Origin of the sequence: Roseovarius sp. MBR-78, assembly GCF_040547535.1 — a bacterium.
Taxonomy (GTDB): Bacteria; Pseudomonadota; Alphaproteobacteria; order Rhodobacterales; family Rhodobacteraceae; genus Roseovarius.
The window spans coordinates 107183-125451 of the sequence record NZ_JBEPPX010000008.1 but is presented as its reverse complement, the minus strand read 5'-3'; the positions used below and the strand labels follow the sequence as shown (position 1 = coordinate 125451).

At 66.3% G+C, this 18269-nt stretch carries 21 protein-coding genes; 8 read left to right on the top strand and 13 right to left on the bottom strand.

From position 1 onward, the window contains the following. Positions 1–2 precede the first annotated feature (2 nt). The gene (locus ABIE58_RS08720; RefSeq protein ID WP_354544312.1) at positions 3–770 is read left to right on the top strand and encodes an amino acid ABC transporter ATP-binding protein; all 768 of its coding nucleotides are present in this window, start codon (positions 3–5) and stop codon (positions 768–770) included. Positions 771–866: 96 nt separating this feature from the next. Here ABIE58_RS08720 and ABIE58_RS08715 read toward each other — a convergent pair whose 3' ends face one another. From ABIE58_RS08715 to argB, 4 genes are read right to left on the bottom strand one after another with little or no spacing between them, the layout of a single operon-like run. Beyond that, entirely contained in the window at positions 867–1982 is a 1116-nt protein-coding gene (locus ABIE58_RS08715; RefSeq protein ID WP_354544311.1) for an acetoin utilization protein AcuC, read from the bottom strand. Further along, complete coding sequence (locus tag ABIE58_RS08710; RefSeq protein WP_354544310.1) at positions 1979–2476, bottom strand: SixA phosphatase family protein; 498 nt, start codon at positions 2474–2476, stop codon at positions 1979–1981. Before ABIE58_RS08710 ends, ABIE58_RS08715 begins: the two co-directional genes overlap by 4 nt. Continuing rightward, a complete protein-coding gene (locus ABIE58_RS08705) occupies positions 2473–3123 on the bottom strand; it encodes a ferredoxin (protein ID WP_354544309.1) in 651 nt (216 codons plus the stop codon). Before ABIE58_RS08705 ends, ABIE58_RS08710 begins: the two co-directional genes overlap by 4 nt. Positions 3124–3132: 9 nt before the next feature. Next, complete coding sequence (argB, locus tag ABIE58_RS08700) at positions 3133–4026, bottom strand: acetylglutamate kinase (RefSeq protein ID WP_354544308.1); 894 nt, start codon at positions 4024–4026, stop codon at positions 3133–3135. A 119-nt stretch (positions 4027–4145) separates the two neighbouring features. Here argB and ABIE58_RS08695 point away from each other — a divergent pair, with 119 nt between their 5' ends. Further along, positions 4146–4877 carry an SDR family oxidoreductase gene (locus tag ABIE58_RS08695; protein ID WP_354544307.1) on the top strand — a complete coding sequence of 244 codons (732 nt, stop codon included), beginning with the start codon at positions 4146–4148 and terminating at the stop codon, positions 4875–4877. An 82-nt stretch (positions 4878–4959) separates the two neighbouring features. Here ABIE58_RS08695 and yihA read toward each other — a convergent pair whose 3' ends face one another. The 4 genes from yihA to ttcA form a co-directional block, all read right to left on the bottom strand. After that, on the bottom strand, positions 4960–5619 hold the full coding sequence (gene yihA, locus ABIE58_RS08690; protein ID WP_354544306.1) for a ribosome biogenesis GTP-binding protein YihA/YsxC: 660 nt from the start codon (positions 5617–5619) through the stop codon (positions 4960–4962). Between the two features lie 36 nt (positions 5620–5655). Next, a complete protein-coding gene (gene yidC / locus ABIE58_RS08685) occupies positions 5656–7500 on the bottom strand; it encodes a membrane protein insertase YidC (protein WP_354544305.1) in 1845 nt (614 codons plus the stop codon). A gap of 177 nt (positions 7501–7677) precedes the next feature. Continuing rightward, on the bottom strand, positions 7678–8373 hold the full coding sequence (locus tag ABIE58_RS08680) for a hypothetical protein (protein WP_354544304.1): 696 nt from the start codon (positions 8371–8373) through the stop codon (positions 7678–7680). A 42-nt stretch (positions 8374–8415) separates the two neighbouring features. Next, positions 8416–9285 carry a tRNA 2-thiocytidine(32) synthetase TtcA gene (ttcA, locus tag ABIE58_RS08675; protein WP_354544303.1) on the bottom strand — a complete coding sequence of 290 codons (870 nt, stop codon included), beginning with the start codon at positions 9283–9285 and terminating at the stop codon, positions 8416–8418. A gap of 921 nt (positions 9286–10206) precedes the next feature. On the opposite strand from ttcA, the gene ABIE58_RS08670 reads away from it, so the two are divergent. From ABIE58_RS08670 to ABIE58_RS08645, 6 genes are all read left to right on the top strand, one after another. Continuing rightward, positions 10207–10707: a type III secretion system chaperone family protein gene (locus ABIE58_RS08670; RefSeq protein ID WP_354544302.1), complete on the top strand. Its 501-nt coding sequence runs from the start codon at positions 10207–10209 to the stop codon at positions 10705–10707. A gap of 36 nt (positions 10708–10743) precedes the next feature. Continuing rightward, the gene (gene proC / locus ABIE58_RS08665; RefSeq protein ID WP_354544301.1) at positions 10744–11559 is read left to right on the top strand and encodes a pyrroline-5-carboxylate reductase; all 816 of its coding nucleotides are present in this window, start codon (positions 10744–10746) and stop codon (positions 11557–11559) included. Beyond that, the gene (locus tag ABIE58_RS08660) at positions 11552–11890 is read left to right on the top strand and encodes a tRNA-binding protein (protein ID WP_354544300.1); all 339 of its coding nucleotides are present in this window, start codon (positions 11552–11554) and stop codon (positions 11888–11890) included. The genes proC and ABIE58_RS08660 overlap by 8 nt, the downstream gene beginning before the upstream one ends. Continuing rightward, positions 11887–12843 (top strand): 2-hydroxyacid dehydrogenase, encoded by a 957-nt coding sequence (locus ABIE58_RS08655; RefSeq protein WP_354544299.1) that lies wholly within the window; start codon positions 11887–11889, stop codon positions 12841–12843. The genes ABIE58_RS08660 and ABIE58_RS08655 overlap by 4 nt, the downstream gene beginning before the upstream one ends. Before the next feature lie 91 nt (positions 12844–12934). After that, positions 12935–14056, top strand: a complete 1122-nt coding sequence (locus ABIE58_RS08650; RefSeq protein WP_354544298.1) for a beta-ketoacyl-ACP synthase III — start codon at positions 12935–12937, stop codon at positions 14054–14056. A 100-nt stretch (positions 14057–14156) separates the two neighbouring features. Then, positions 14157–14615, top strand: coding sequence for a hypothetical protein (locus ABIE58_RS08645; protein WP_354544384.1), 459 nt, complete (start codon positions 14157–14159; stop codon positions 14613–14615). An 18-nt stretch (positions 14616–14633) separates the two neighbouring features. Here the strand turns inward: ABIE58_RS08645 and ABIE58_RS08640 are convergent, their stop codons facing one another. The 5 genes from ABIE58_RS08640 to ABIE58_RS08620 all read right to left on the bottom strand — a co-directional run bounded on the left by ABIE58_RS08640 (position 14634) and on the right by ABIE58_RS08620 (position 18212). After that, positions 14634–14963, bottom strand: coding sequence for a DUF1294 domain-containing protein (locus tag ABIE58_RS08640; protein WP_354544297.1), 330 nt, complete (start codon positions 14961–14963; stop codon positions 14634–14636). A gap of 48 nt (positions 14964–15011) precedes the next feature. After that, positions 15012–15605 (bottom strand): recombination mediator RecR, encoded by a 594-nt coding sequence (gene recR, locus ABIE58_RS08635; RefSeq protein WP_354544296.1) that lies wholly within the window; start codon positions 15603–15605, stop codon positions 15012–15014. 67 nt (positions 15606–15672) lie between these two features. Continuing rightward, positions 15673–16017: a YbaB/EbfC family nucleoid-associated protein gene (locus ABIE58_RS08630; RefSeq protein ID WP_354544295.1), complete on the bottom strand. Its 345-nt coding sequence runs from the start codon at positions 16015–16017 to the stop codon at positions 15673–15675. Positions 16018–16026: 9 nt separating this feature from the next. Continuing rightward, the gene (locus tag ABIE58_RS08625; RefSeq protein ID WP_354544294.1) at positions 16027–16440 is read right to left on the bottom strand and encodes a hypothetical protein; all 414 of its coding nucleotides are present in this window, start codon (positions 16438–16440) and stop codon (positions 16027–16029) included. Continuing rightward, on the bottom strand, positions 16437–18212 hold the full coding sequence (locus ABIE58_RS08620; protein WP_354544293.1) for a DNA polymerase III subunit gamma/tau: 1776 nt from the start codon (positions 18210–18212) through the stop codon (positions 16437–16439). The genes ABIE58_RS08625 and ABIE58_RS08620 overlap by 4 nt, the downstream gene beginning before the upstream one ends. Positions 18213–18269: the final 57 nt, after the last annotated feature.

Here is an 18269-nt window from a genome sequence, read left to right as displayed (position 1 = left end):
CAATGGCCGCAGAATCACAGTTGAAGGTTTCCGACGAGGTTGCCGTCGAAATCGACAAGATGAACAAGTGGTATGGCGCGTTCCACGTGCTGCGCGATATCGACCTGACGGTGTATCAGGGCGAGCGGATCGTGATCGCGGGGCCGTCCGGCTCTGGCAAGTCTACGCTCATCCGCTGCATCAACGCGCTGGAAGAGCATCAGAAGGGCACGATCACGGTGGACGGCACGGTGCTGTCCAATGACATCAAGAACATCGACCGCATCCGCTCCGAAGTCGGCATGGTGTTCCAGCATTTCAACCTGTTCCCGCATCTGACGATCCTCGAAAACTGCACGCTCGCGCCCATCTGGGTGCGCAAGACGCCCAAGCGCGAGGCCGAGGAAATTGCCATGCACTTCCTCAAGAAGGTGAAGATCCCCGAACAGGCCGACAAATATCCCGGCCAGCTTTCGGGCGGGCAGCAACAGCGCGTGGCGATTGCCCGCAGCCTGTGCATGAAGCCGCGGATCATGCTCTTTGACGAGCCGACATCGGCGCTTGACCCCGAGATGATCTCGGAGGTGCTCGACACGATGATCGAGCTGGCCGAGGAAGGCATGACCATGCTCTGCGTCACCCATGAGATGGGATTCGCGCGCAAGGTGGCGAACCGGGTGATCTTCATGGATCAGGGCCAGATCGTGGAGCAGAACGAGCCGGAAGAGTTCTTCAACAACCCGCAGAGCGAGCGCACCAAGCTGTTCCTGAGCCAGATCCTCGGGCATTGACACGGCAGGGGGCGCTGCCCCCGTCGCGCGAGGCGCGACCCCCCCGGAATATTTGGAGCAAGATGAAGGGGCGGTCCGTTGGGCCGCCCTTTGCCGTCAGACCCAGGGTGACTGCCGGGCGCGCAGAACGTGGATGGCGGCGCGCAACTCGTCGGCGATTTCCCCCTCGCGGGGATCATCGCGCAGCGTGTCGATAAGCGCCTCTGGCGGTATCGCGGGGCGGCGCGGCCATGTCAGCGCGGCAAGGAGGCTGCGGGCGCGTTCGGGCAGGCGGTCGGGGATGTCATACCCGTTCAGCGTGGCCCAGACGCCCGACCAGAGGCGGGCAACGCTCCACGGGTTATAGCCGCCACCGCCCAGCACCAAAAGGCGCGGGCTGAGCGGGCGCAGCGCGGCAAGGGCGGCCCAATGCGCGTTGTTCGAGAGACAAAGGCGCGAGAGCGGGTCCTCGGTCACGGCATCGGCCCCGCATTGCAGCACGATGGCCTCTGGCCGCATAGCCTGCACCGCCGGAAGGATCACCTCGTGGAGCGCCATGGCGAACCCGTTGTCATTCGTGCCCTTGGGCAGGGGCAGGTTGATGGCAGACCCGCCCGCGCGATCATCGAGCGCGCCGGTGAAGGGCCAGCGCCGCGCCTCATGGGTGGAGATCATCAGCACGCGCGCCTCGCCGTGGAAGGCCGCCGCCACCCCGTCGCAATGATGCGCGTCGATATCGACATAGGCGATGCGCGTCAGCCCCTGCGTCAGCAGCGCCTTGATCGCCAGCACAGGATCGTTGAGATAGCAAAACCCGCCCGCGTGATCGGCCATGCCATGATGTGTGCCGCCGCCGGGATTGTAGACCACGCCGCCACCGCGCAGCATATCTGTCGCCAGAAGCGAGCCGCCCGCAGCGGTGGCCGGGCGGCGAAACATCTCGGCAAAGACGGGGTTGGAGGGCGTGCCAAGATGGTGGCGGGCGCGGGTGGCCTCGCTCACGCGGCCCGCGGTCTCGGCACGTTGCAAGGCGGCGATATAGTCAGGGGTGTGAAAGGCCATGAGGGCCTCGGGCCGCGCGCGCGGGCTGTTGACATATTGCGCATCCGTCAGCCAGCCCAGCGCGCGGCAGAGGTCGATCACCGTGGGCACGCGCGGGATCGAGAGCGGGTGGCGCGCCCCGTAGCTTGAGCCGCGATAGATTTCGGAGCCGATGAATCGCGGCGCGGTCATTGCCCCTCGGTGAGCCTGCGCGGCAGGATGAAAGCAATCACGCTGCCAGTGCTGTCCGCCAGGTCGCGCCAGTCCGCGATGTCGAATTCGGCCACAAGCGTGGCCCCGGTGGGATAGTCGCCAAAGCGATCGTTATCGGGTGCCGCCGCCACGAGGGACGCCGCGAAATCGGCGATGCCGGGGTTGTGGCCGATCATCAGCACGGTGTCGCCGCTTGCGTGGCGCAGGGCGGCGCGCATCGCGGGCGGCTCTGCCAGGTAAAGGCTGTCGAGCAGGGTAGGTGCGCGCGGCAGGGCGAGGCGCGCGAGGGTTTCCTGCGCGCGGGTGGCGGTGGAGCAGAGGATTTCATCGGGCAGATGGCCATGCTCGCGCAGCCAGTCGCCCAAAGCCGTGGCCGCGCGGCGACCGCGCTTGTTGAGCGGGCGGGCGTGGTCGGCCATGCCCGGATCGCCCCAATCGGATTTGGCGTGGCGCATCAGGATCAGACGCTTCATCCGAAATATCCCATGTGGAAGGCCGATTGCGCCTCTGTCCGGCCATAGGCTTGGCTGATCGGGCAGGCGCGCCGCACCGCGCAGCCGCGCGCGCGGCAGTCATTTCCGGTGCGGTCGAGATCGGCCTTGCAGGCGGGCACGTCATAGCCATCGGCGGATAGCGCATCCACCGGGCAGGCGCTGCGGCAGGGCTGATCGGGGCAGCGCGCGCAGGGCGAGGGCGCGGGGGCTGGCAGGTCAAGCCGGTGGGCAAAGGCCAGCGCACCGCGATAGGAGACCATCAGCCCGGCGGTATCGTGCACCAAAAGCCCCACCGGCGAGGCCCATGCCCGCCCCGAGCGCCGCGCCCAGCCGGTGAATGGCTGCCAGGGCGGCCCGCCAAAGGGAAAGAGCGCGCGCGCCCCGAGCGCATCGGCCAGCGCGTCGATCACGCGGATCGACCAGCGGTTCATCGGGTCGCGCGCGCCGTCGTGGTATTCGGGTGTCTGGGTGAAATGCTCCCAGAAGCCGGGACCGGCGGGGCCGAGAAGAACGAGGCTCGTATAGCCCGGCACCTCGTCCTCGTCGAGAGGCAGCGCGCCGAGGGGGGCGAGGTGATGGCCCCCGGCCCTGCTGGCAATCTGGTCAAGCGCGGGTGGGGTGCTCATGGGCAAGGCTCAGGCCGGGGCGCGTTTCGTCAAGGGGCCCGCATCGCCGCGGATGAGCGAGCCGGCCCCGTGCTCGGTGAACAGCTCCAGCAGCGTGGCATTGGGCGCGCGCCCGTCGAGGATGACCACAGCGCGCACCCCGCCCGCTATGGCCGCAAGCGCGGTCTCGGTCTTGGGGATCATGCCGCCCGCGATCACGCCTTCGCGGGTGAGGGTGCGGATTTGTTCGGGCGTCAGTTCGGTCACCACCCGGCCCTCGGCATCGAGCACGCCATCGGTATCGGTAAGCAACAAAAGCCGGTCGGCGCGCAGCGCGGCGGCGATGGCCCCGGCGGCGGTGTCGCCGTTGATGTTGTAGGTCTCGCCCTCAGGCCCCGCGCCAAGCGGCGCGATCACCGGTATCACGCCCGCGTCAAAGAGCGTATGCAGGATGCCGGGATCAATCGCGCTCGGCTCTCCCACGAGGCCGAGATCGGCGCTGGCCTGCGTGCAGGTAATAAGCCCGGCATCCTTGCCCGAAAGCCCCGCCGCGCGCCCGCCCTGACCACCGATGGCGGCGACGATGCGCTTGTTGACGGTGCCCGAGAGCACCATTTCCACCACCTCCATCGTGGCGGCATCGGTGACGCGCTTGCCTTCCTTGAAATCGGAGCGGATATCGAGCCGCGCCAGCATCTCGTTGATCATCGGCCCGCCGCCGTGGACGATCACCGGGTTGACGCCCACTTGCCGCATCAGCACCACGTCGCGCGCAAATTCGGCCATTGCCTGCGTGCTGCCCATCGCGTGGCCGCCCAGCTTTATGACGACGATGGCACCGGTGTAGCGTTGCAGATAGGGCAGCGCCTCGGAGAGGGTGCGGGCGGTGGCGATCCAGTCGCGGTTCATGGCTCTGGCCTTCATTGCTGTCTCCGGGGTCACGCGTCTGCACTTGTTAGCCGCTGCGCGACGACCTGCCAAGGGCCGTTGATCTCGGGCGCGGTCGGGCTAGGGTGCAGGCATGAGGTCCGAGGGAGAGCGCCATGACCGAGACACGCACCTTGCTTTTGACCGGCGCGAGCCGGGGGATCGGCCACGCCACCGTGCGCCGGTTCAATGCCGAGGGCTGGCGGGTCATCACCTGTTCTCGCCATCCGTTCCCGGCCGAATGCCCGTGGGGCGGCGGCCAGGCGAATCATGTGCAGATCGACCTCGCAGACCCCCGTGACGTGATCGAGAAGGTCGAGGTGATCCGTGCGATGCTGGGCGGGCGTCTTGACGCGCTGGTGAACAATGCGGGCATTTCCCCCAAGGGCGAGGACGGTGCGCGGCTCAACACGCTCAATACCGATCTGCGGACCTGGGGGCATGTGTTTCACGTCAATTTCTTTGCCTCGGTGGTGCTGGCGCGCAGCCTGCGCGACGAGTTGGCCGCAGCGAAGGGCGCGGTGGTCAACGTGACCTCTATCGCCGGGGCGCGGGTGCACCCCTTTGCGGGCGCGGCCTATGCCACATCAAAGGCAGCGCTGGCGGCGCTCACCCGCGAGATGGCGCATGATTTCGGGCCCTTGGGCGTGCGCGTCAACGCTATCGCGCCGGGCGAGATCCGCACCGATATCCTGTCGCCGGGCACCGAGGAGCTGCGTGAGACAATCCCGATGCGCCGCCTTGGCGAGCCGGAGGAGGTGGCCGATACGGTCTATTTCCTGTGCACCGCGCCCTCGGCCTATATCTCGGGCACCGAGATCGAGATCAACGGGGCGCAGCATGTGTGACGGGGGGCTTGAGGGGGGATGGTTCGAGATGAGCCGCGCGGGGGCAGGGGGCAAATAGCGGCTCACGACCAAAGCCGCCCGTTCACCCCTCCTGGCCGAGCGCCGCGATTGTGGCGCGCAGCGTGGCCAGCCCCTCGCCCTTTTCCGAGGATGTGAGGATCAGTTCGGGATAGGCCGCCGGGTGCGGCGCGAGGCGCGCGCGGACCTGTGCAAGCACGCTGTCGCGGGCCTCCGCCCCGATCTTGTCGGTCTTGGTCAGCACGCATTGGAACGGCACGGCGGCGCGGTCGAGCAGGGCCATGATCTCTTCGTCCACCGGCTTGATCCCGTGGCGGGCATCGACCAGAACGAAGGCGCGGCGCAGGTTGGCGCGGCCCGAGAGATAGGTCTTGAGCAGCGCCTGCCACTTGCGCACCACGTCGACCGGCGCGTTGGCAAAGCCGTAGCCGGGCAGATCGACGAGGTAATGGCTGTCGCCGAGGGTGAAGAAATTCACCTCCTGCGTGCGGCCCGGCGTGTTCGAGGCGCGCGCCAGCGCCTTGCGCCCGGTGAGCGCGTTGATGAGCGAGGATTTGCCCACGTTGGAGCGCCCCGCGAAACAAAGCTCGGTGCGGTCGGCGGGGGGCAGGCCGGACATGGCGACCACCCCCTTGAGGAATTCGACCGGTCCGGCAAAGAGCCTGCGCCCGGCCTCGGACGCGGCGGCCTCGGGGGCGGGGGCTTCGGGAAAGGCAAGCTGCATGGCGGGCCTACCGGAGCCGGACGCGGGGCGCGGGCGTCATTTCTTTTTCTCCGGGGCGGGTTTGTCGCCACGCTTGAAGCTCGACATGATGTTGCCGAACACGTCGGGCTTGTGCCCGTGGCTGCGCATGATCGCATATTGTTGGGAAAAGGTAATCATGTTGTTGGCGATCCAGTAGATCACCAGCCCGCTGGCAAAGCTGCCGAGCATGAACATGAACACCCAGGGCATCCAGGCAAAGATCATCTTTTGCGTGGGATCGGTGGGCGACGGGTTGAGCTTTTGTTGCAGCCACATCGACACGCCGAGGCCCAGCGGCAGGATGCCGATGAAAATGAGCGCGAGGACCGAGCCGGGCTCGGGCGCGGCCCAGGGGAAGAGGCCCCAAAGGTTGTAGAGCGACGAGGGATCGGGGGCCGAAAGGTCGCGGATCCAGCCAATCCACGGCGCGTGGCGCAATTCCAGCGTGACAAAGATCACCTTGTAGAGCGAAAAGAAGATCGGGATCTGCAACAGGATCGGCAGACAGCCCGCCGCCGGGTTGACCTTTTCCTTCTTGTAGAGCGCCATCATCTCCTGCTGGAGCTTCTGGCGGTCGTCGCCGGCGATCTCCTTGATCTTCTCCATCTCGGGCTGGAGTTCCTTCATCTTGGCCATCGAGACGTAGGATTTGTAGGCCAGCGGCAGCACCAGCGCCTTGATCGCCAGCGTAAGCGCGATGATCGCCCAACCCATGTTGCCGATCATCAGGTTGAACCAGTGCAGCGCCGCGAAGATCGGCTTGGTCAGGAAGAAAAACCAGCCCCAGTCGATCGAATCGAGAAAGCGATCAACGCCTTCCTCGTTCTGGTAGCGGCGGATGGTGGCCCATTCCTTGGCCCCGGCAAAGAGGCGGCTCTCGGCCGTGATCGTCTCGCCGGGGGCAAGCTGGCGGGTCTGCTGCACGGTCTCGGTCTGGTAGATGCCGCGCTGCGGGTCGTATTTGGTGACCGCCTTGAAGGGCGTGCCGGGGGCCGGGATAAGCGTCGTCATCCAGTAATGATCGGTAAAGCCGAGCCAGCCGCCCTCGGCCACTTGCGTCACCTCGGCGGGGGCGCCTTCGCGGGGGTTGAACGGGTAGTCCTCGACATCGTCATAGTCGATCTCGGCCAAGGTGCCGTCGGCCATGCCGATAAGGCCCTCGTGGAGAATGAAGAAATTCTTCAGGTCGGCGGGCCGTCCGTGGCGGGCGATGATGCCGTAGGGCGCGAGGCTGACTGCCGCGTCGGTCCGGTTCTCGACCGATTGGCGCAGCGAGAACATGTAATCCTCGTCGATGGATATCTCGCGGCGGAAGGTGAGGCCCGCGCCATTGTCCCAACTCAGCATGAGCGGGGTGCCGGGGGTGAGCGTGGTGCCGCGCTCGACCGTCCAGAGCGTGTTCGGTCCCGGCACCAGTTCGGCGGTCAGGCCGCTGCCTGGAGCCCAACCGTGAAGCGCGTAATAAGGTGTCTGGCTGCCCACCGGCGAGAGCAGGCGGACGATCGGGGCGTCGGGGTCGATGGTTTCGCGGTAATCCTTCAGCGACAGCTCGTCGATGCGCCCGCCCTTGAGCGAGATCGAGCCGGTGAGGCTTGGAGTGTCGATGGTGATGCGCGGCACGTCGGCAGCGGCCTCCGAGGCGGTCGCTGTCTCGGCACCGGCGGTGCCGGGGGCAAGGGCGGCCGCTGCCGGGTCGGCGCTCGGGGGCGGGGCGAGCAGGCCATCGGCCTGTGTCTCAGCGACCGGCGCGTTGGGGTCAGAGGGCGTTGGCTCTGGCGGGGGAAACATCACGAACCAGACGAGGATCACGAGAAAGCTGAGCGCCGTCGCGAGAATGAGGTTCTTGTTCTGATCGTCCATCGCCGGGACCCGTCCGTCATGTTTCTGCCTTGGGGGGTTCAACAGAGTGAGGCCCCAAAGGTCAAGCGGATTCCGGGCTTGGGCGGTCTCTGTGTGCGCTCGGGTGGGGGATGTGATCGCAGCCAGAGGGCTGACGGCTGCCCGCAGGCGGTGGGCCGCGCCGCGGTGTCGGGGTGCTCAGCCCCTTTCGGCGGGCGGCGGGCGCGCCGGTATGGCGACGATGCCGAGGCCGTTATCGTTGCCGGGGTCATTGCCGTTGGCGGCGGCAAGGGCCTCGGCGATCATGGCCCGCGCGTTGCGGGTGCCGGGCTGTGCCTCGAGGCACAGCCCGGTCGCGATGCGGAGCGCCTCGGCCCCGCGGATACCGCCAAGCGCCGCCGTGGCATGTGCCTCAAGCCGGGCCGCGAGACGCCGGGCGCTGGTATCATCAAGGCCGCGCGCGCCATCGGGGATGATGCCAAGCCGCCCCGCCCCCAGATCATAGAGCGCATCCTCGCGCCGCAGGCCGTGCGACAGCCGGTCAAGGCAGGTGGTCACCACCCGATCGCCAAGCGGGCCCTGCACCCCGTCAAAGCCCCGGATCGCGAGCGTAATGCAGAGCACCGGGTGATGCGCGCGGCGCGCGGCGCGCAGGCGGTGATCGAGGGCGGTGGCCATTTCCGTCATCTGGCCTGTGGTGGCGGTGCGCGGGCGCGCCCTGGTGCCCCGCGCGGCCCCGCGCGGCAGCAGCATCAGCGCAAAGGGCAGGCCGAGCGCCAGCGCCGCCGGGCCGAACCACAGCAGCGCCAGCCCGAGCGCCAGCGCGAGCAGCGCCAGTTGCGGCCCGCGCAGGGCCGCGATCACGTTTCGCAGGGCATGTTGTGCCTGATGCATCGCCACCTCCGTCACCTCTGCACGCAGCCTAGGCGCGTGCGGTTAACGGAGTATTGGCATCCCCGGCTCTTTTGCCTCGGATTTTACCGAGTCGCGCCGCAGCCCCGCGAAATCGAACAGCGCGGGATCGAGCAGATGCGAGGGCCGCGTGTTCATCAGCGCGCGGAACATCTTTTGCCGCCGCCCCGGATGGTTGGCCTCCCACCCGTCGAGCAGGCGCTTGACCTGCTGACGTTGCAGCCCGTCCTGCGACCCGCAGAGATCGCAGGGGATGATCGGGTAATTCATCGCCCGCGCGAAACGGTCGCAATCGGCCTCGGCGACATGGGCGAGGGGGCGGTAGACAAACAGATCGCCCTCCTCGTTCACCAGCTTGGGCGGCATGGTGGCGAGCCTGCTGCCGTGAAAGAGGTTCATGAAAAAGGTCTCAAGGATATCGTCGCGATGATGGCCGAGCACCACCGCCGAGCAGCCCTCCTCGCGGGCGATGCGATAGAGATTTCCCCTGCGCAACCGGGAACATAGCGCGCAATAGGTGCGCCCCTGCGGCACCTTGTCCATGACGATGGAATAGGTGTCCTGATACTCGATCCGGTGCGGCACGCCCATGCGGGTGAGGAAGTCCGGCAGCACCGTGGCCGGGAACCCCGGCTGCCCCTGATCGAGGTTACAGGCCAGAAGATCGACCGGCAAGAGACCGCGCCATTGCAATTCGAGCAGCACCGCGAGAAGCGTATAGCTGTCCTTGCCGCCCGAGAGGCAGACCAGCCATCGCGCGCCCGGCTCGATCATGCCGTATTGCTCCACCGCCTCACGCACGTTGCGCACGATGCGCTTGCGCAGCTTGCGAAACTCGCCGCTTTTGGGGGCACCGTGAAACAGCGGATGGATATCGTCGGGCGTGTCGGTCATGGCCCGCGCTTTAGGGCCTATCGCGGCACCGGGCAAGGGTTGTGTCTGTCAAATGAGCAGAGATGTCTCAACTCTGATCCCTAAAACATAGGGTCGCGCCAACCCTCGACTTTGCCCGAACAGACCCAATCCTTGCTCGAATGGAGCGAGCCAACCCAATATATATTAACGCGTCCCGTCGCGTCGCTTCCGGTTCTCCAGCTATGGCGTTTGCCCTGTCTGATACCCGTCGCACCGCAATCGTGTCTTCCGGCTTCGCGTTCGTTGCAGTATCTGGCGTAAACGCGGCCACTGCAATTGTTCGTAAAATAAGATATGAACGCGCCATCCTTCCACTTGCTGGTAATGCTCACGCATTTGTTGGCTGTGGCAAAGCACCCGTCACTGTCTTGCGCCACGGCAGGGGTCGTGAGCACTGATACTGCAAGCGCGACAAGTTGATAATTCAGTTTGAAAACTTTCATGATGAAACCCTCTCTTACGCTATGTGTCGACGTCCGCAGACAGCTAGTATTTCCAGAACGCCAACGAACGGCGCTCACGGCTGAATGCCCCCATGGTGGTATCGAAGACGATAGGCTCCGACGACGGGTAAACCTCACCATCATCATGGGTATGAGTGCTCAAGTAGCAATACTCTCTACTTTTGCTGCCATACCACAACGTAGCGTGCAAGAATTTTCTTGCGTGAGATACTCGGAGTCATTTGAAGGCCAAAGGGAAGACGTGACCCGCATCTTGAGGCACTCGACCCACGCACCACAACTTATTGCAGTTACCCCCAACAAATAGCTTTACAGCCCATGAATAAGCCCCCACCATATCTGGTATGGGCGGTCGGATACACCTCCGCTCGTAGAGCAGGCACCTAGCGTTTGGGGTGCAAGGCCACCCCCGCGCTATAGCATATGAGGCGGCGTCATGGCACTTTCCGAGCACGATCTGAGCGCGGATCTTCATCCGATCGACCTTGTCGAGCATATCGCCGAGAACCACGACTGGGAGTTTGACCGCATCGGCGACGATCAGATCGCGATGGCGATCGAGGGCCAGTGGCGCACCTATGCGATCACGCTGGCCTGGTCGGGCCATGACGAGACGCTGCGCATGGTCTGCACCTTCGAGATGGAGCCGCCCGAGGACCGTTTGCCGGTGCTTTACGAGATGCTCAACCATGTCAACGATCAGTGCTGGTCGGGTGCCTTCACCTGGTGGGGCGAACAAAAATTGATGGTGTGGCGCTATGGCCTCGTGATGGCGGGCGCGCCGGGGGCGACGGCCGAGCAGATCGACACGATCCTGGGCGCGGCGGTGACGGCGGCAGAGCGCTATTACCCGGCCTTCCAACTGGCGATCTGGGGCGATACATCCCCGCGCGCCGCGATGCAGGTGGCCATTGCAGAGGCCTACGGTCGGGCGTAAACCTGCAACCCGCGACAACAGGCGCGGGAGAGTGTCATGACCATGCAGGATATCGCGGGGCGCGGCCTCGTGCTCTTGGGCTGCGGCAAGATGGGCGGCGCGATGCTGCGCGGCTGGCTCGATGGCGGGTTGGAGGCGGGCGCGGTGCATGTGGTCGATCCGCATCCGGCGGATTGGCTGGAGGGGGCGGGCGTGCATGTCAACGCCGATCTGCCCGAAGCGCCGGGGATCGTCATCGTCGCCGTCAAGCCGCAGATGATGGGGGCCGCGCTGCCCACGCTCAGGGGCTATGGCAACGGGGCGACGCTCTTTGTTTCGGTTGCCGCCGGAACCTCCATCGCCACCTATGAGGAGATGCTGGGCGCGCGCACGCCCATCGTGCGGGCGATGCCCAACACCCCCGCCGCCGTGGGGCGCGGGATCACCGCGATCATCGGCAATGGCCATGCCACATCCGCGCATCTCGATGCCGCCGAGGCGCTGCTCGGGGCGGTGGGGCAGGTGGTGCGGCTGGAGGACGAGGCGCAGATGGACGCGGTCACCGGCCTCTCGGGCTCCGGCCCGGCCTATGTGTTCCACATGATCGAATGCATGGCGCGCGCGGGCGAGGCGCAGGGGCTGGCCCCGGACCTGGCGATGCAATTGGCGCAGGCGACGGTTGCGGGGGCGGGCGCGCTGGCCGAGGCCGCGGGCGCGACGCCCGCCACGCTGCGCGAGAATGTCACAAGCCCCAATGGCACCACGCAGGCGGGGCTGGCTGTTCTGATGGACGAGGAGCGCGGCCTGCCGCCGCTGATGGCGCGCACCGTGGCCGCCGCCACCGAGCGCTCGCGCGAGTTGCGCAATGGCTGAGATCACCTTTGATGATTTTCAGAAGGTCGATATCCGCGTGGGCCGCGTGGTCCGGGCCGAGCCCTACCCGGAGGCCCGCAAGCCCGCGATCAAGCTGTGGCTCGATTTCGGCCCCGAGATCGGCGAGAAGAAATCGAGCGCGCAGATCACCGCGCATTATGACCCCGAGGCGCTGATCGGGCGGCAGGTGCTGGCGGTGGTGAATTTCCCGCCCCGGCAGATCGGCAAATTCATCTCCGAGGTGCTGGTGCTGGGGGTGAGCGACGCAGATGGCGGCATCGTCCTCATTGGTCCCGATCTCGACGTGCCCCTGGGCGGGAGGTTGCATTGAAACGGATCCTCATCACCCGGCCCATGCCCGCGCGCGTGATCGCCGAGGCCGAGGCGCATTTCGAGGTCGAGATGCGCGAGGACAACACGCCGCTGAAACCGGGACAGATGAAGGGCGCGCTGGCGCTTTACGATGGTATCCTGCCGACGCTGGGCGATCAGTTTGCCGCCGAGGTATTCGCGGACGCGACAGGCTGCCGTTGCCGCATCCTTGCCAATTTCGGGGTGGGTTATAACCATATCGACGTGGCCGCCGCCCGTGGCGCGGGCATCGCCGTGACCAACACGCCCGGTGCCGTGACCGATGCTACCGCCGATATCGCGCTGATGCTGATGCTGATGAGCGCGCGGCGCGCGGGCGAGGGCGAGCGGATGCTGCGCGCGGGGCGCTGGACGGGGTGGAACCCGACGCAGATGCTGGGCACCCATGTCACGGGCAAGACCGTGGGCATCGTCGGCATGGGGCGCATCGGGCAGGCGATTGCGCGGCGCTGTCACTACGGGTTCGGGATGGCGGTGGCCTATCACAACCGCTCGGCCAAGGCAGTGGATTTTCCGGCGCGGCAGGTGGAAAGCCTTGCCGCGCTGGCGGGGCAGGTGGATTTTCTCGTTCTGGCCGTGCCCGGCGGGGCCTCGACGCAGGGCCTGATCGGAGCCGAGGTGCTGGCGGCGATGCGGCCCACGGCGCATCTGGTAAACATCGCGCGCGGCGACGTGGTGGACGAGGCCGCGCTCATCGACGCGCTGCGCGAGGGTCGGATCGCCGGGGCGGGGCTTGACGTCTATGCACGCGAGCCGGAGGTGCCGGAGGTGCTGCGCAAGCTGGAGAACGTGACGCTGCTGCCGCATCTGGGCACAGCCTCGCAGGAGGTGCGCGAAGCGATGGGGCTGATGGCGGTGGAGAATCTGCGCGCGTTTTTCGCGGGCGAAGCGCTGCCGAACCCGGTGGCGTGAGTATCTATGGGAAGATGACGCGGCACCGCGTTGCGCTTGACGAGGCTGTGCGTTTCCGGTGATCTGGCCGGAAATCTTGAGGAGCAAGACCATGGTGCAGCCCGCGATCACCGGATCGGGCGTGTTCACGCCGCCGGAAGTGATCACCAACGAGGAATTGGTGGTGGCCTACAACGCCTATGCCGAGGCGTTCAACGCCACCCATGCCGAGGCGATTGCCGCCGGAGAGGTGGCGGCCAAGGCGCCGTCGTCCTCGGAATTCATCATGAACGCGTCGGGGATCGAGCGGCGGCATGTGATGGACAAGGCGGGTGTTCTCGACCCTGAGGTGATGCACCCGCTGCTGCGCGCGCGCGGCGATGACGAGCCGGGGATCATGGCGGAAATTGCGCTTGATGCCTGCGGCAAGGCGCTGGCGCAGGCCGGGCGCGCGGCGGGTGAGATCGACCTCGTGATCTGCGCCGCCTCGAACCACGAGCGGCCCTATCCGGCGGTTGCGATCGAGATACAGGAATTACTCGGCGCGGGCGGCTTTGCCTTTGACATGAACGTGGCCTGTTCCTCGGCCACATTCGGCATTCAGGCGGCGGCGGACATGATCCGCGCGGGCAGCGCGCGCCGTGCGCTGGTGGTCAGCCCCGAGATCTGTTCGGGCCATCTCGAATGGCGCGACCGGGATTGCCATTTCATCTTTGGTGATGTGTGCACCGCGCTGGTCATCGAGGCGGCTGAGGAGGCGCGGGGGCCACATTTCCGCATCCTCTCGACGCGTTGCGCGACGCAGTTTTCCAACAATATCCGTAACAATAACGGCTTTTTGCGGCGCACGCGGCCCGGCCACATGGAGGACCGGCGCGACATGCTCTTCGTGCAGGAGGGGCGCAAGGTGTTCAAGGAGGTGCTGCCGCTGGTGTCGTCGCATATCGCGGGGCATCTGGACGAGGCGGACGTGGCGGCGGGCGATCTGCGGCGGCTGTGGCTGCACCAGGCCAACAAGACGATGAACGATTTCATCGGCCGCAAGGTGATGGGCCGGGTGCCCGAGTCGCATGAGCAGCCCAATATCCTCCAGGATTATGCCAATACCTCGTCGGCCGGGTCGATCATCGCGTTCTCGCACTATTCGGACGACCTTGCCCCCGGCGACCGGGGGCTGATCTGTTCGTTCGGGGCGGGCTATTCGGTGGGCTCGGTGCTGGTGGAGCGGGCGTGAGGCGCGGCGTTTTGGAAATGACAGCGCCGCGCAAGGCGGATAACAGGTGCGTCGTGGCCGGGGCACCCGGCGCGGGAAACACCTGGGGTTGATGAGTGTGATGTCGGTGATCGGAAGCTATCTCAAGAAACACACCGAGGCGCTGGTCAAGGATGTGGGCATCGAGGCGGCCTGTCGGCTCAGCGGCAAATCCAAGGCCACGCTGGGGCGGTATTATTCGGGGCATGACGAACATGCCGACCGGTTCATGCCGGTGGACACGGTCGCCGAGCTAGAAAAGGCGGCGAGCTATCCGCATGTCACCTCCGCGCTGGCCGAACTCAAGGGCATCCACCTGAGCCTGACCGAGAGCCTGCGCAATACCGGCGAAAAGGTCTCGGTCAACAGCGACGTGATCGCGCTGTCGCAGCGATTCGCGATGCTGATGGCCGAGTATCAGACCAGCATCGAGGACGGGACGATCTCGGTCAACGAGGCCAAGCGGCTGTTGCGCGAGACGACGCAATTGCAGCAGGTGCTGATCGAGATGAAGCTGCATCTTGAGGAAGAGGCGCGCTGAGCGCGCGGCCCGCCCCGATCAGCCGAAAAGCGCTGTCGAGGTGTCACTGAGCAGCGCCATGACCGAGGCGCGGAACCCCGGCAGAACCAGTGCGGACATAAAGCCGAGATGGAGCACCATGATCGCGTTGAGCGAGGTGCGGAACGGTTCTTTGCGGGTCTTGTGACGGAACACACCCTGGCCGATCTTGGCCCCGAGCGCGCCCCCCACAAGGCACAGCGTCAACAGCGTGCTTTCGGGCACGCGCCAGCGGCGGTGGATGGCGCATTGCTTGTCCCACCAGAACAACCCGAAGGTGACGAGGTTGAGCGACAGGAGATAGCTGAGGGCAAGAGCCAGCGGGGTCATGGCGGCCTATCGGGTGGCGGGCGGCGAAGGGGTGCCGACGGATGGGTTTCAGAGCGGTTTTCGCGCAGCCAGCGCCGCGCCGATGGTTCCATCGTCGAGATAATCCAACTCGCCGCCGATGGGAACACCCTGCGCGAGCGAAGTGAGGATAACCTTACCCAGAAGTTGATCGGCGATGTAATGGGCGGTGGTCTGGCCGTCGAGCGTGGTGCCCAGCGCGAGGATCACCTCGGCCGTTTCTTCCTCGGTCACGCGGGTCACAAGCTGCGGGATTCGCAGGGTCTCGGGGCCGACCTGATCGAGCGCCGAGAGCGTGCCGCCCAGCACATGATAGCGCCCGCGAAACGCCCCGCCCCGTTCCATCGCCCAGAGGTCGGCCACATCCTCGACCACGCAGATCTGGCCATTGGCGCGTTTCGCGCTCAGGCATATGTCGCAGACCTCAGACGTGCCGATATTGCCGCAGATGCGGCATTCGCGGGCGGTGGCGGCGACGGTCTGCATCAGGTCGGCGAGCGGCGAGAGAAGCAGTGCGCGTTTGCGGATCATGTGCAGCACCGCGCGCCGCGCCGAGCGCGGTCCGAGGCCCGGAAGCCGCGCCATCATGTTGATGAGGGCGTCAATGTCGCGGGTGCTGCTCACTCATATGATCCGTTCTGCCGGGTTGCGCCGTGGTCAAGGATATTTTCGGCAAGATGAAGCGCGCGGGTCAGAACGGCAGCTTCATGTCCTTGGGCAGGCCCATGCTCTCGGTGATCTTGCTCATTTCCTCTTGCGCGCGCGCCCCGGCCTTGGATTGTGCGTCCTTGATCGCGGCGAGGATCAGATCTTCGACCACTTCCTTGTCGTCGGCGTTGAAGATAGAGGGGTCGATGTCGAGCGATTTCAACTCTCCCTTGGCGGTACAGGTGGCCTTGACCAGCCCCGCGCCGCTTTCGCCCTCGACCATGATGCTGTGCATTTCTTCCTGGAGCGCGGCCATCTTCTGCTGCATTTCCTGCGCGGCCTTCATCATCTTGGCCATGTCGCCCATCTGGCCCAAACCCTTGAACATGTCTGTCTCCTATCTAGAGGTCTGTCGCCCGCTGGGGGCGGTATAAAGGATCGTTGCGACACATATTGCAGTGACGGCGGCGATGAACAAGGTGGGCGAGCCAAGGCAGCCCTCGGCGAATGCCGATTGCCGCAGGCCGGTCGGGTCGTCGCCGAAGCGGTCGCGCACGACGAGGAACACCAGAAGCGACCACAGCACTGTCACGATCAGCCCGCCCCACTGGCTACGAAAGCGGATCACGAGGGCCGTGGCGAGGATCAGGACCAGCGCCGGGACGGAGGAGAAATAATGCAGCATTTCGCTCCAGCCGGTGGCCTGGGTGCCGGCGCTCCAGCCTGGGCGAAGGCTGGCGCAGGCCCCGGCAAGGGCGGGGCCGGGCAGCAGCAGGCCGAGCATGGCGGGCCAGAGGCGATGGGCGATCATTCCTCGAACGGGTCCCATTCGTCCTCGACCTCGGGCAGCGCGTCGTGGCTTGCATCAGAGGTGATGTCCTCGACCGTGCGGATGCCGGTGATGCGCGCCTTGGGGAAGGCGTCGAACACGGCCCTGACCAGCGGGTGCTCGCGCGCCTCTGCCGTGCGCGCATCCTCTGCGGCGCTGCGCGCCTCGCGGATGGTGGCGGCGGTGGCGGAGTTGACAAGGCTCACCGCCCAGCGGGTGCCCGTCCAGCGTTGCAGCGCGCCGCCAAGCCGCGCGGCAAGATCGGCGGGGGCGTCGGGGGTGGGCGTGAACTCGATCCGGCCCGGACGATAGGCGGCGAGGCGCAGGCAGCCCTCGACCTCGATCAGCAGTTTCGCGTCGCGCCTGGCGCGGATGAGGTCAAGCACATGCTCGAAATCGGGGTAAGGCGCGAGCGCATCCTCGGGATTGGGCGCAAGGGCTGTGGCCTGGCCCGCGCCGCTGGCCCCCGGCCCCCTCGGTGCGGCTTGGGGCGCGGCATGGGTGGCGCGGGACGGCGGTGCGCCGCCTTGGGCCGCGCCACCCTGCGTTTGCGGGCGCGCGCCGTTGCCGCCGCCCGGTGCGGGTGGCGGGCCGTCCGAGAGACGGCGCACCAGATCCTCTGGCGTGGGCAGATCGGCCACATGGGTCAGGCGGATCACTGCCATCTCGGCGGCCATCATCGCGTTGGGGGCCTCCGCCACCTCGTCGAGCGCCTTCAGGAGCATCTGCCACATCCGGGTCAGCACGCGCATCGGCAGCGCCTCGGCCATCGCCTGCCCGCGCGCGCGCTCGTCCGGGCCGATGGTGGGATCGTCGGCGGCATCGGGCGTGATCTTGACCACGCTTACCCAATGGGTGATCTCGGCCAGATCACGCAGCACGGCGAGCGGATCGGCCCCTTCGGCGTATTGCGCGCCGAGCTCCGAGAGCGCGCCGCCCGCGTCGCCGCGCAGGATCATGTCGAAGAGATCGAGCACGCGGCCCCGGTCGGCCAGCCCCAGCATGGCGCGAACCTGTTCGGCGGTGGTCTCTCCGGCACCATGCGAAATCGCCTGATCGAGAAGCGAGGTGGCATCGCGCGCCGAGCCTTCGGCCGCGCGGGTGATGAGGGCAAGCGCCTCATCGGTGATCGCCGCGCCCTCGGCCCCGGCGATGCGGCGCAAGAGGCCGATCATCACCTCCGGCTCGATCCGGCGCAGGTCGAACCGCTGGCAGCGCGACAGCACGGTGACCGGCACCTTGCGGATCTCGGTGGTGGCGAAGATGAATTTCACATGCGCGGGCGGCTCTTCCAGCGTTTTGAGAAGCGCGTTGAAGGCCGAGGTGCTGAGCATGTGCACCTCGTCGATGATGTAGATCTTGTAGCGCGCCGAGGCCGCCCGGTAATGCACGCTCTCGATGATTTCGCGGATGTCGCCTACGCCGGTGCGGCTTGCGGCGTCCATCTCCATCACGTCGACATGGCGGCCCTCCATGATCGCCACGCAATGCTCGCACTGGCCACAGGGATCGGTTGTCGGGCCGCCCGTGCCATCGTGGCCGATGCAGTTCATGCCCTTGGCGATGATGCGCGCGGTGGTCGTCTTGCCGGTGCCACGGATGCCCGTCATGATGAAGGCCTGCGCGATGCGGTCGGCCTGAAACGCGTTTTTCAGCGTGCGCACCATCGCGTCCTGCCCCACCAGATCGGCAAAGGTCTCGGGGCGGTATTTCCGCGCGAGAACCTGATAGCCGGTTGTTGGGGCTTGTGACATGCGGGGCGGGCCTTTCGGATTCGTGCCGCCCATGAACCTAAGGCTGCAGGCCGGGGC